The sequence below is a fragment of the Pseudomaricurvus sp. genome, from assembly GCF_965662505.1.
In the GTDB taxonomy this organism is placed as follows: Bacteria; Pseudomonadota; Gammaproteobacteria; order Pseudomonadales; family Cellvibrionaceae; genus Pseudomaricurvus.
On sequence record NZ_CBFIHX010000028.1, the window covers coordinates 1 to 12,151 of the forward strand.

Annotated in this window: 12 protein-coding genes; 9 read left to right on the forward strand and 3 right to left on the reverse strand. The window is 47.1% G+C overall.

All coding sequences use genetic code 11. The features are described 5' to 3' along the window. From ACTG33_RS05770 to ACTG33_RS05790, 5 genes are all read left to right on the forward strand, one after another. On the forward strand, positions 1-1,633 hold a 1,633-nt coding region (locus tag ACTG33_RS05770), incomplete at its 5' end, for an outer membrane protein assembly factor BamB family protein (RefSeq protein ID WP_439134246.1). 253 nt (positions 1,634-1,886) lie between these two features. Next, positions 1,887-2,507 (forward strand): PepSY-associated TM helix domain-containing protein, encoded by a 621-nt coding sequence (locus tag ACTG33_RS05775; RefSeq protein WP_439134247.1) that lies wholly within the window; start codon positions 1,887-1,889, stop codon positions 2,505-2,507. A gap of 51 nt (positions 2,508-2,558) precedes the next feature. Then, a complete protein-coding gene (locus ACTG33_RS05780) occupies positions 2,559-3,065 on the forward strand; it encodes a DUF2271 domain-containing protein (RefSeq protein ID WP_439134248.1) in 507 nt (168 codons plus the stop codon). An 85-nt stretch (positions 3,066-3,150) separates the two neighbouring features. After that, a complete protein-coding gene (locus tag ACTG33_RS05785) occupies positions 3,151-3,972 on the forward strand; it encodes a DUF4198 domain-containing protein (RefSeq protein ID WP_439134249.1) in 822 nt (273 codons plus the stop codon). A 121-nt stretch (positions 3,973-4,093) separates the two neighbouring features. Beyond that, positions 4,094-5,521 carry a sulfite reductase subunit alpha gene (locus ACTG33_RS05790; RefSeq protein WP_439134250.1) on the forward strand — a complete coding sequence of 476 codons (1,428 nt, stop codon included), beginning with the start codon at positions 4,094-4,096 and terminating at the stop codon, positions 5,519-5,521. Between the two features lie 97 nt (positions 5,522-5,618). Here ACTG33_RS05790 and ACTG33_RS05795 read toward each other — a convergent pair whose 3' ends face one another. Then, positions 5,619-6,182, reverse strand: coding sequence for a type 1 glutamine amidotransferase domain-containing protein (locus tag ACTG33_RS05795; protein ID WP_439134251.1), 564 nt, complete (start codon positions 6,180-6,182; stop codon positions 5,619-5,621). 581 nt (positions 6,183-6,763) lie between these two features. Here ACTG33_RS05795 and ACTG33_RS05800 point away from each other — a divergent pair. From ACTG33_RS05800 to ACTG33_RS05815, 4 genes are all read left to right on the forward strand, one after another. Continuing rightward, entirely contained in the window at positions 6,764-8,224 is a 1,461-nt protein-coding gene (locus tag ACTG33_RS05800; protein WP_439134252.1) for a mechanosensitive ion channel domain-containing protein, read from the forward strand. Further along, positions 8,217-9,122, forward strand: coding sequence for a YihY/virulence factor BrkB family protein (locus ACTG33_RS05805; protein WP_439134253.1), 906 nt, complete (start codon positions 8,217-8,219; stop codon positions 9,120-9,122). Before ACTG33_RS05800 ends, ACTG33_RS05805 begins: the two co-directional genes overlap by 8 nt. Before the next feature lie 99 nt (positions 9,123-9,221). Next, the gene (locus ACTG33_RS05810; protein WP_439134254.1) at positions 9,222-9,671 is read left to right on the forward strand and encodes a hypothetical protein; all 450 of its coding nucleotides are present in this window, start codon (positions 9,222-9,224) and stop codon (positions 9,669-9,671) included. Between the two features lie 357 nt (positions 9,672-10,028). Then, complete coding sequence (locus ACTG33_RS05815; protein WP_439134255.1) at positions 10,029-10,367, forward strand: NirD/YgiW/YdeI family stress tolerance protein; 339 nt, start codon at positions 10,029-10,031, stop codon at positions 10,365-10,367. A 67-nt stretch (positions 10,368-10,434) separates the two neighbouring features. Here the strand turns inward: ACTG33_RS05815 and ACTG33_RS05820 are convergent, their stop codons facing one another. Further along, positions 10,435-10,821 carry a DoxX family protein gene (locus tag ACTG33_RS05820; protein WP_439134256.1) on the reverse strand — a complete coding sequence of 129 codons (387 nt, stop codon included), beginning with the start codon at positions 10,819-10,821 and terminating at the stop codon, positions 10,435-10,437. A 43-nt stretch (positions 10,822-10,864) separates the two neighbouring features. Then, positions 10,865-12,142, reverse strand: a complete 1,278-nt coding sequence (locus tag ACTG33_RS05825) for a cytochrome P450 (RefSeq protein WP_439134257.1) — start codon at positions 12,140-12,142, stop codon at positions 10,865-10,867. Positions 12,143-12,151: the final 9 nt, after the last annotated feature.

Here is a 12,151-nt window from a genome sequence, read left to right on the forward strand (position 1 = left end):
TGGGAAGGAGCGTTGGTCATTCGATCCCAAAGGGGGAGAGCGCAACACCAAAAAGTGTCGCGGTGTTGCCAATTGGGTGGATCACAAAGCCCGCGACGATCGTCACTGCAAGTCGAGAATTTTCCTCGGTACCAGCGATTACCGCTTGCTAGCCATTGATGCCAAAACCGGCAAACCCTGTAGTGATTTTGGGAATGATGGTGTTGTTCAGATGGAGCCCAGCAAGCCTGAGATATGGCCCGGTGAAGTCATCGCTACGTCCAACCCTGCTGTAGTCAACGATGTGGTTGTGGTGGGGTCGGCGGTGGCTGATAACCAGCGTTCTGACCCTCCCAGCGGCAGGGTACTGGCGTTTGATGCCCGTACGGGAGAGCAGCTCTGGGAGTTTGATCCGATTCCGCGTACCAGTACAGATCCTGCCATGGCCAGTTGGGGTAAAGGCACTGATCAGTTTGGACAGGGCAATGTCTGGAGCTCCATGGCCGTAGACCAATCGCTGGATTTGGTTTACTTACCCACCACCAGTGCGTCCAACGATTTTTATGGCGGTGAACGTCCGGGGGACAACCACTACACCTCATCGGTGGTGGCTTTAAAAGGCACAACTGGAGAGGTCGTTTGGCATCAACAGTTGGTTCATCATAATGTCTTTGATTATGACATCCCGACGCGGCCGACTCTGATTGATTACCCCAAAGACGGCAACATGGTGCCGGCGTTGGTGCAAAATACCAAGATGGGGATGATCTTTATTTTTGATCGCGCGACGGGTGAACCACTGGTTCCCATCGAAGAGCGTCCTGTACCAGAGGAAGGCAAAGTCAAAGGCGAGGTGCTGTCACCGACTCAACCGTTCCCGGTGGGTATGCCCAATTTGGTGGAGCACACATTCTCGCCAGACGATGTGTGGGGCTTTACACCTCTGGACAAATGGATGTGCAAGAAGGACGTAGAAAAACTTCTGTACGGTTCTATCTACACTCCTCCCAGTGAACAAGGCACGGTATTTTTTCCATCAGCGGGTGGTGGACCGAACTGGGGTGGTGGGGCGTATGATCCAAAGAGCAACATTATGATCGTGCCTGCTAATCGGGTTCCGATGGTGGTGAAGCTGGTGCCCCGTGAAAAAGCTGATATTGATATAAGCCAAAAAATTGAACTCGGTGGCACCATGGCTTTTGAAAACCCAGGCTCACCGTATGTGTTGGAAATCACACCGCTGCTTTCCAAGCTGGGTGCACCTTGTTCCAAACCGCCATGGGCAACGCTGACAGCCATCGATCTTGTAAAAAAAGAAATTGTTTGGCAAAAACCGTTAGGCAGTCTTAAGAACATGCTACCAGTTGCTGTTGATTGGCAATTGGGCACACCGGGTGCTGGTGGACCTCTGGTAACCGCTGGGGGTGTCGTATTTATTGGTTATACGCTGGACGACACTTTCCGGGCGTTTGATTTACAAACCGGAGAGATCCTGTGGGAAACGGACCTGCCTGCGGCAGGCACCTCAATTCCTGTGAGTTATGAGGTTGATGGTGAGCAGTACGTTGTTATTCCCGCAGGCGGCCACAGTATGTACGCCTCCACTATGGGAGACTCCGTGATGGCTTATAAGCTGAAAAACACGACCGATTAACACAGGATTTATACGGGTTTTTACTTAATTTTATCGTCAGGTATTTGCCATTACCTGTTCAGTATCATGTCTGTCGGGTGTGTTCACGCCCGACTTCTTCATTTGCCTTAATCTATCTGTCTTCTAACTAAACAGTAATTGAAATAAGAATTATTATTGTTTATAGTTCGGGATTGATTTTGTCTGTGGGTTGGTTCGCGCCAGAAGTGTCCGGGTTGCAAAGAAGGCCATCCTGATTAAGGAAACTATGTAGATGTCAGTTCGCTTTATGCCATCAAAATGGCATCTCGGTACCGTCAGGCAGTGGCACTGGATAAGCTCTGCTGTCTGTCTCATCGGGATGCTTCTTTTTGCCATTACTGGGATTACGTTGAATCACGCTGACATCATACCGGCTGCAATTTCTACTGAAGAGATTAATGCTGAGCTTCCTCAAGACTTAGTGCAAAGTTTTGCCGTCCCGGAAAATGAGCGAAGTCCTTTGCCCAACGAGTTGCGAGTTTGGCTAAGTCATAATTTGTCGCTGCATATTCCAGCCTCCGTTAGAGGCGAGTGGATGGACGATGAAGTGTATGTCGCCCTTCCCAGGCCTGGTGGTGATGCCTGGATGAGCCTGGATTTAGAAACCGGCGACTTGTTGTATGAAAAAACAACCAGAGGATGGGTAGCCTACTTAAACGATCTGCACAAAGGGCGTGATACCGGTACGGCTTGGCGCTGGTTTATTGATGTATTCGCGGTTGGCTGCATTGTCTTTTGCGCAAGCGGGCTGTTGCTGCTGTACAGACACACAGGGCAGAGGCCAACCACTTGGCCCGTGGTGGGATTGGGGTTGGTCATTCCTGTGTTGTTAATTATTTTGTTTGTTCATTAAACAGGATTACTGCCTGTTTGAGATTTATTCATATCAGAAGTGAGATTTTCAATGATCAAGAAATCGGCTTTCGCGGGATTGTTATTGATGTCCGCGACCATGTCCTCTTATGCCGCAGATTTGTCTCTCAGTATCGAAATACCTACGCTGAACGTGGCTGAATATCATCGGCCTTATGTTGCTGCCTGGGTGCAAAATCAGGAAACCAAAGCCATTACCAATTTGGCGGTCTGGTATCAATTAGACAAGGCAGGTGAGGGCAACAAGTGGCTGAAAGATATGCGTCAGTGGTGGCGTCGCAGTGGCCGCAATATTGATATGCCTGCGGATGGCTTTACTGGAGCGACCCGCCCCCCCGGCACTCATCAGGTTGAGCTGAATCAGGTGACTGAAGATCTTCCCGCAGGTCAATACCGTTTGTATGTAGAAGCTGCCAGAGAAGTGGGAGGTCGCGAGCTGTTGAAAGCATCATTTGATTGGCCGGCAGATCAGGCAAGAGTATTCGAGGTACAAGGCAAAACGGAATTGGGTCTCGTGACATTAACAGTTTCACCCTGATTGACTTTGTGTGATTACAGAATTTAAAGCTAAGACATTAATCTTTGCACTCAGAATTTGTGCTTACTATTGAAAAGGATGACTTATGAAAACCAAAACGTTTCTGGCCATGGCTATGGCTTTGAGTGTCTCAATCTCTGCCCAGGCTCACCGGCTCTGGATTCTGCCGGCTGCGACGGTTCTGTCGGGGGATGACCCTTGGGTGACATTGGATGCAGCGGTATCCAATGATATTTTTTACTTTAATCATTTTCCGTTAAATACAGATAATATTTCCGTTCTGGGACCGAATGGAAAAACTGTCGAGATTCAAAATGCCCATGCCGGTAAACACCGCAGTACGTTTGATCTTCAGTTGAAGGACGAGGGCACATATAAAGTCGTTGTCGCCAGTCATGGCATGAACGCAAGCTGGGAAGACGAAGATGGCAAGCGTCACAGATGGCCTGGCCGTGGTGAGCAACCTACGCCCGAAGGTTTCGAGAAAGACGTGCCCAAAAAAGCGAAAGACCTGAAGGTGGCAGAGTCCTCCCGTAGACTGGAAACGTTCATTACATCGGGTGCCCCCAGCGAACAAGTCTTGAAGTTGACCAACGTGGGTTTGGAAATGAAGCCGCTGGTTCATCCCAATGACCTTTTCTCAGGCGAACAGGCTCAGTTTCAGTTTTTGATCGACGGAAAACCGGCCGTTGGCACAGAAGTTACGGTGATTCGTGGTGGCACTCGCTATCGCAATGCTCAGGCTGAGTTGAAGCTGGTGGCTGACAAAAAAGGCATGATTGAAATCAGCTGGTCAGAAGCGGGAATGTACTGGCTCGAAGCTGAGTACTCTGATGATCAGGCAAAGGCTCCGGCAACCACGCGCCGGGGGTCTTACATCGCTACGCTGGAAGTCTTGCCAGAGTAAGAGAGTCCTGAATCAGGTTGTCAATAAGCGGCGGTCTTCGGTTATCCGGGGATCGTCGTTTTTGCAAAAGTATCAGTAACCAGCCTTTAACAGGTTGCGATCGGGTCTGAGTTGGAAAGCCGTGTCTGAGTTGGAAAAGCTGTTATTAACGGTCTGCATTTTGGCTGTCTATGGTGTGTTCTGCTGGTTTTGTTACCGCTCCTATGAACGCTCCCGGCGGGAAGTTAACGGGTCTTGGCTGAAGGCGATTGACCCTTCCGAAGAGGTCTGCGCATCAGCAATTTTGGTAGCCTATGCCAGCCAGAGTGGCACGGCTCTCCACTATGCCAGTCAGATATCAAAGAGCCTTGAAGGCCCTGTGCAATTATTATCACTGGACAGAGTCGATGATGACATTCTGGCGTCAATCACCCGGGCCATTTTTGTGGTCAGTACGTATGGTGAGGGCGAGCCGCCCGATAACGGCGCGCGCTTTTCCCGAAGGTATCTGGCGGCTTCTGCAAAAGATCTATCTCACCTTCATTTTGCGGTTTTGGCTTTGGGTGACCGAAGCTATCAGTATTTTTGTCGTTTTGGGCGCAGTGTGTATCAGGGCCTAAAGCATCATGGTGCTACCCCGTTGTTCCAAATGGTGGAGCAGGATGCTCAATCAGAACAGGCCAGCAGTCTGAATCTTGTTCGCTGGTATGAGCAGTTGCGTGATAGCGGTATTCCCATAAACCGACAGTCACATGAAGTACCGGATTCTCCGGACAGGGCAGGAGATTATTATCGCTGGAACCTGACGGCTCGTACTCAGGTTAATTCCGGGAGCCCAGGAGAGCCTCTGTACTATCTTCAATTGCAACCACAGGCAGGTGAACAGCAATTCTGGGCAGCAGGTGATATTGCTGAAATAATTCCGCGCTATCCGTCTGAGCAATCCTCTGCAAGTGTGGATCAATCACCGCTGGTCAGTCGTGAATACTCGATTGCTTCGATCCCAGAAGATGGAAGTCTGGATCTGCTGGTTCGACAACAGTGTAATCCAGACGGCAGTTTTGGGCTGGCTTCAGGGTGGTTGACTCATCATTTGGAAGCGGGTGGCGAAGTGGAGCTGCGAATACGCAACAATCCATTTTTCAGAGCCCCAGAAGAAGATGTCCCTTTGATCTTGATTGGCAATGGCTCCGGGTATGCGGGGTTGCGTTCAATGCTGCGAGAGCGCTACAGGGTTGGTCAGCACAAAAACTGGTTGTTGTTTGGCGAGCGCTCACCGACCAATGATCGTATTTTTAAAGAAGAGCTTGCTGAGTGGCAGCGTACGGGTCACCTTCAAAAAGTTGATCTTACGTTTTCACGTTGTCCGAACAATCCCCAGTATGTGCAGGACGCTTTGTTGGCAGCAGATGAACTACCCGCTTGGATAGAAAAGGGTGCTGTCGTTATGATCTGCGGCAGTCTGAAAGGTATGGCTGAAGGTGTAGATCGCGCTCTGCGAGAAATTTTTGGCGACGAGCAACTTGAGGCTTTGCACGCTGCGGGCCGTTATCGAAGGGATGTGTATTAGGTTGGTTTTAGTAGTTGGATACTATTTCTAAAGAGAAGCCTACCCGACGGCGGTTAAGGTGGAACCTCCAGTCGGGTAGGTATTACTGGAAAAGCATTCAGGCGGCTCGGCGCTGAATATTTTCTGTTATTTCTTCAATAACTCTATTGGTGAAGGCGGGTAAATCTTCCGGGGTTCGACTTGTCACAATACCGGAATCGACGACCACCTCTTCATCAACCCACTGCGCGCCAGCATTTTCCAGATCTGTGCGGATGGATTTAAATGAGGTCACTTTAAGATCTCGGGCCGCTCCCGCGTTGATGAGTAGCCAGGGCCCATGACAAATAGCCGCGACAACCTTTCCGGCGTGCAAAAAGCTTTTGATGAACGTGATAGCTTTCTCGTTGATCCGAAGTTGATCTGGATTTAACACGCCGCCCGGTAAAATTAATGCGTCATAATTTTCCGGCTTGGCCTCTTCCAGTGTTTGATTCACTGTTACAGAATCCCCCCAATCATCATCGTCCCATCCGCGGATATCTCCAGCGTCAGGCGCGATGATTTCCACCTGTGATCCTGCCTCTGCCAATGAATTCAAAGGTGACATTAATTCTGACTGCTCAAAGCCGTGCGTAGCAAGTATAGCTACCTTCGTATTTTTTAATCTTGTCATGTTCATAACCATTCCTTCAGTATTTGGGGTTTTTCGTCATTAATACGAACAGCCAAACCACTGGTTAAGGGTTCAGTGGTTATCTGTCAGTTGATGCTCGTAATCGATCGAGCAAATTGTATGCCGTCCCAGAAGGTTAACTAAGCAAATCTACTGTGATTGCCTTAACGGCGTATAACTTCACAGTTTCTGGTTATCACTCGTTATAGCTCTATACTTGCAGTTGAGAGTTTTATGGGTATTTTGAGAGGCTTTTACAGAAACTTTGTAAAAATTACTGAAACTGGATGCTAAAGCTTAGTATCCAGACTGTGCGTTAGTCTTTTACCCAGGTGTTGTACCTGGAGATGCACAGAGGTGGAGGTAGTATGAATAGGGAGTATGAATAGGGAGTATCGAACGATGAAACGCTGCCGAAATATACTGGCATTTGGACGATTCTCTATTAGCAGGCCTGAAAAGACTCTGATGCGGAATGAAATTTGCTGTGTCTGTTAACGTACATCAGAAATCTAATGATCTATAGACATAAATTAAGAAAGAAATCCCTGAAATGATTGTTAGGTAGGGAAGATTGGGAGCCACTTTTGGATAGCTTTTCTTGCGTACGTGAAGAAGGTGCACTTGGCATGAAGCAACTATCACCGCGCTTTCACTGTTGTGCAGTGATTATTGCCTCTTTATTTGGCATTAGCTGCATACTGTATGCAAATCAGACATTGGCGCAGTCGGGATCCGCTGAGATCTCCAATCCAGACCCGGTTATTAGCACTGAAATAAAAGCTACAGAGAGTGACGAAAAGATACAGGCCAGGCTTGAGAGTATTTTTACCGAAATAGACACGCTCAGTGCTGTTACGGTGAACGTCCAGGAAGGTGTCGTGACTTTGCAGGGCGAGGTGGCGAATGAGACTTCTGCCCAGCAAGCCCAACGATTGGCTGGTCGGCTTTCTGGAGTGGTGGCGGTAGAAAATGAGATAAGCAGAACCCTAGCTGTCGCTGATAACGTGATACCAGTGATTGAAAGCCTGCGGACGAACAGTCGGATTTTTATCAAAGCGCTCCCGCTGATTGGACTGGCATTGCTGATTGTGTTTGCAGCGGTGTTATTAGGCAACTTTTTGTCGCGTAGAGAGGCGGTGTGGAAAAAGCTGGCGCCAAACCCTTTTTTATCTGAGATTTTGTCTCAAGCTGCTCGAATTGTCATTTTTTTGTTAGGGGTTATTCTGGCGTTAAATTTATTGGGGGCCACGTCTATTATCACCACGATATTGGGTGGTGCGGGTGTGGTTGGGCTAGCGATAGGTTTTGCTGTACGAGACTCTATAGAAAATTACATCTCCAGTATTATGTTAAGTTTACGTCAGCCATTCCGAGCTAAGGATCATGTAGTCATCAATGACTTGGAGGGTGTAGTTGTGCGCCTTACCTCGCGCGCCACAATTTTGATGACCCTCGAAGGTAACCACTTGCGGATTCCTAATTCCTCGGTTTTTAAGGGGGTTATCGTGAATTACTCGACGAATCCGGCTCGGCGTTTTGAATTTAAGTTGGGCGTTGGTTCTGCAGATAATCCGGTAGCGGCAATGAATGCCGGTTTGTTCGCCATCCAGGAGTTGGAGTTTATCCTGAATGATCCCGAGCCTTTTGCATTGATTGAAACGGTTGGCGATTCCAATATCGTGTTGAGTTTCTATGCGTGGATTGATCAGCGAGAGACTAATTTCTCAAAAGCGCGCAGTCTAACGATCCATCGCACTATGAGTTCTCTGATAGAAGAAGGCTTTACCTTGCCTGAGCCTATTTACCATTTGAAGTTCGATTCACAGATCAACTCTGCTCTGAAAAGCGGCCTGGATGTCCATAAGGATATAACGATGGAGAGCGAGCCCGACAGCACCAAAGGCCACTCTTTTGGAAAGCACAAGGCCGTGTCTGATAAGACAATTGATGTTTCGCCAGATAACGATTTTAAGCAAATTGTGGAGGAGGAGATACAATCAGAGCGGGACGGTGATTTATTAGATGAGCGTGTCCGACATGAATAGTTCTATTCCTGACTACCTGTTGGCAGTTGCCAAGCATACGGCACAAAGTTTGTTAAAGGACAATTGTTTTCGATTTTCTGCTGCGCTCTCATTTTATGCGCTCTTTTCTATTGCTCCGATAATATTTATTTCGGTTTATGTGGCCGGGTTTCTTGCTTCCGATGTGGATTTTCAACAGCAGATCACCAATCAGTTTTCACAGCTCATTGGTGAGCGTGGAGCCAGAGGCATCGAAGTATTAATGGAGACTCTGGATCACCAAGAAAAAAGCCGATTTCAATTGATTGTAGGTATTATTATTTTGGTATTCTCAGCCACTAATATGTTTGTACAGATACAGATATCATTTAATGAGATATACAGTGTCCGTGCCAAAACAAATGTTGGTGTCGTGAAGCAGATACTTAATCGTCTTCTTTCACTGGGAATTATTCTCAGTTTAGGATTTTTGCTGATCGTTTCTCTGGTGCTCGACTCTGTCGTGTTGAGTTTGCACGAATATCTTTTAAATTATCTCAATGATTCGGCCGTTATCATTGTGTCGGTAACGCAATATATTCTTTTAGTGTTTTTGGTGGTTGGTGTAATCTTTTCTCTTTTTCACTTCTTGCCAGATGTCACATTGCCTAAACGCTACAAAGTCAGAGGCAGTGTGGCGATAACAGTGATGCTGTTGCTGGGTAAATACGGCATTAGTCAGTATATCGCGAGCAGCAGTCTGAGCGATCTAGGTGGTGCCTCAGCATCGGTCATCGTATTAATGCTCTGGATTTACTACTCGTCAATCATCCTTTTTCTTGGTGCTGAATCTATAAAGGCGATGGCGGAATTGGACGGAGAAGTTCTTCATCCAAGGCGATACGCAGAACGGATAAAAGAGGTCGTACTCGAACATTGATATGTAATAGAGCGCTATCGGAATGTTTGGTGCGCAAATCAGTATTAACTAGAGGTCACGTTTCACTTTCAAATTTACCGGTAATTCAAGGGGAACACTATGCGAAATAACCGATGTCAGGATACATTTCTTTCTTGCGCAGACCTGTTGAAAGGGGAAGCTGACCGCTGTGAAATTGCAGAGCGTGATCTCAGAGTTCATATGCAGTCTACGTCGGAGCCTTTTGCTATGACGTTGCAGGAAATTGCCGATTTGGAACGTGAGATGGTTACATTAATGCGTAGTTATGCAGCTCGTGGCCCCACGAAGGTTGTTGAAACCCGCCTGCAATATACAGCCGATAGTGGTGTCTATGAAGACCCGAAAACACCGGAAAGTGCATTGGTTCGGCTTACTGCAGTGAACAAGGAAGTGAGTGACAAGCTCTTTACTGCTATAAATAACGACATACCTCAAGAAATTGCAGAAGAGCTGGATACCTTGTGGCGGAATATGGAAACACTGGGTCTGAAGATTTCGATGATGCATGTCACAACTCAAGACGTTTGAATTTACTGATGTTAAGACGGTTAACCGGATTATTGTGTGGATCTCTGTGTTGTAACGTTTAGTTTGGCGAAATTTAACTATTGTGTGCTCGTTTATAATGACTTTTCCATAACAGACAATCTCAATGGAGAAGGTCGGCCTTTAGTTTAAAAGAACGAAATCGATTATATGCCAGGTTATGTTTGTCGTTATTTATTTTCGGAGCTCTATGTTTTTAGTGAGTTCAATGTTTATTTAGGAAAGATTAATTTCTGTGATACTTATCGAGTTTTACTTAATTATCGCTCGACGAAATTTCTGAGATCACTAATCTATTAATACGTTTTGGGAATTATCCCGCAAAGAAAGGAGTGGCATATGAAGCACATTGTCAGATTAAGCCAGATTATTTTTCTCTCGTCGGTTGTTTTTCTCGTTGCTTGTGCAACGACACAGACGACAGCAGTAACGGTCGCAGACGCTCAAGCGGCGGCCGACGGAAAAGAGGTGGTTTTCGATTCTAAAATTGCTCAGCGCCTCGAAGATGATCGCTATATGGTGTACGACTCTACGGGTGAGATTGTCGCTATAATCAGTGAAGATATTCTTGGTAAAGTTCAGCTGTCACCCTCGGCGACCATAAGAGTCTATGGTGTTGTAGATAGAGATGATGATGCCAGTGAAGTCGAAGTCGAGAAAATACAAGTGATGAACTAGCCATCAGATTGATTGAAACGTTCTGAAAAAGCCCGAAACCGAGTTTCGGGCTTTTTCGTTATCAGCTTTACTTACGTAGATTATCCAGGCTCCAAACACCAGGCCCTGAAAATACAAAGTAGAAAAACACAAAAGAAAACATAGCCGCTAGTTCACCGCCATTGGCGATAGGCCAAAAGTTCGATGGTGCATGCACCATAAAATAAGCCACAGCCATCAATCCGGAAAGGATAAAGGCCACAGAACGGGTAAATAAGCCAATCAGAAACAGAAAGCCACCTAAGAGTTCGAGCACTCCCGCGGCACCGGACATCGAGATCAATTCAAATTCGTATCGTTGAGCCACAGGGTATCCGAATATCTTCTGAGCACCATGCTGCATAAACATAAAGCCAGTGACTATTCGAAGTAAGCTTAAGACGTGAGGCCTTGACTTGTTTAGGAATGCTTTCATGGGATATCCAAATAAGTAAAGATGATGGTGTTTGATGTGGTCGCTATTTCAGATGAACCCTAACAGGCAGTGTTTTAAAGCCTTTCACAAAATTTGAACGGACATACTCCGCTTCTCCAACCACTTCCACCCAGTTAAAGCGCTGTATAATCTCTTCCCATAAAATACGCAATTGCATTTCTGCCAGACGATTACCCATGCAGCGATGGATTCCAAAACCAAAAGACAAGTGCTGGCGAGCGTTAGGGCGGTCAATCATAAATTGATCAGCTTGATCGATGACCCGTTCATCCCGGTTGCCGGATAAATACCACATGACCACCTTGTCGCCTTTACGAATAATTTGGCCATGCATCTCGACATCCTCGGTGGCAATCCGTCGCATATGGGCCAGCGGTGTTTGCCAGCGAATGATCTCGGACACCATATTGGGAATCAATGCGTGATTGGCCCTGAGTTTTTCATACTCAGCCGGAAATTGGTTGAGAGCATGAACGCCTCCGGTTATGGAGTTGCGAGTGGTGTCATTGCCGCCCACAATCAGCAAAATCAAGTTGCCAAGAAATTCTTTCGGGCGTTCAATCATGTCTTTGGTGTCTTCATTATTCTGTAGCAGCTGGATCAAATCAAAGCCTGGAGATTCACCTGATGCTTTTTCAGCCATTCGTTGATGCCAGAGTTCATAAAAGGTTTTAGCGCATTCGTTCATGGCGTTCATGCGCTCTTCCGGATCGCAGATGCCTCCGGTCATTTCCGGTACTGCCGTCGCCATATCAGACCAATAAATAAGCTTGTGGCGATCTTCTAATGGAAAACCAAACAGAGTGGCCAGCATTTGTGACGTCAGTTCCACGGAAACGTGTTCCACCCAGTTAAAGGTTTCACCCACAGGTAAGTTATCGAGAATATTGCCAACCCGTTGGCGTATCAGCCCTTCCATTTGAGCAAGGTTTGCCGGAGCAACAACGCCCTGCACGGCTTTGCGTTGTTGATCGTGCTTAGGCGGATCCATGGCAATGAACATATCCAGCGCCAGTTCCTCCGTCCGATCACCGATTACGATCACCGGCTCGGACGAAAACAGTTTCCAGTTGCTGTCGACAAACTTAATGTCATCAAAACGGGTAATCGACCAGTAGGGGCCAAAAGGGCTATCCGGCAAATAATGAATCGGAGATTCATCGCGCAGACGTTTGAAATAGGCCGGCCAAACATTTTGCTCCAGCAAGCGAGGATCGCTGACATCCAGTTGATTGAGCGGAATTTCATGGGCTTCAGGCAATGGGTTAAACGCGGAAGACAAGCTAAAAGGGGCATTCATTATTATTCT

Bases quoted from the DNA above. Each gene is read 5' to 3' on its own strand.
- ACTG33_RS05775 (WP_439134247.1), top strand. From the start codon at position 1,887: ATGTCAGTTCGCTTTATGCCATCAAAATGGCATCTCGGTACCGTCAGG.
- ACTG33_RS05780 (WP_439134248.1), top strand. From the start codon at position 2,559: ATGATCAAGAAATCGGCTTTCGCGGGATTGTTATTGATGTCCGCGACC.
- ACTG33_RS05785 (WP_439134249.1), top strand. From the start codon at position 3,151: ATGAAAACCAAAACGTTTCTGGCCATGGCTATGGCTTTGAGTGTCTCA.
- ACTG33_RS05795 (WP_439134251.1), bottom strand. From the start codon at position 6,182: ATGAACATGACAAGATTAAAAAATACGAAGGTAGCTATACTTGCTACG.
- ACTG33_RS05805 (WP_439134253.1), top strand. From the start codon at position 8,217: ATGAATAGTTCTATTCCTGACTACCTGTTGGCAGTTGCCAAGCATACG.
- ACTG33_RS05810 (WP_439134254.1), top strand. From the start codon at position 9,222: ATGCGAAATAACCGATGTCAGGATACATTTCTTTCTTGCGCAGACCTG.
- ACTG33_RS05815 (WP_439134255.1), top strand. From the start codon at position 10,029: ATGAAGCACATTGTCAGATTAAGCCAGATTATTTTTCTCTCGTCGGTT.
- ACTG33_RS05820 (WP_439134256.1), bottom strand. From the start codon at position 10,821: ATGAAAGCATTCCTAAACAAGTCAAGGCCTCACGTCTTAAGCTTACTT.
- ACTG33_RS05825 (WP_439134257.1), bottom strand. From the start codon at position 12,142: ATGAATGCCCCTTTTAGCTTGTCTTCCGCGTTTAACCCATTGCCTGAA.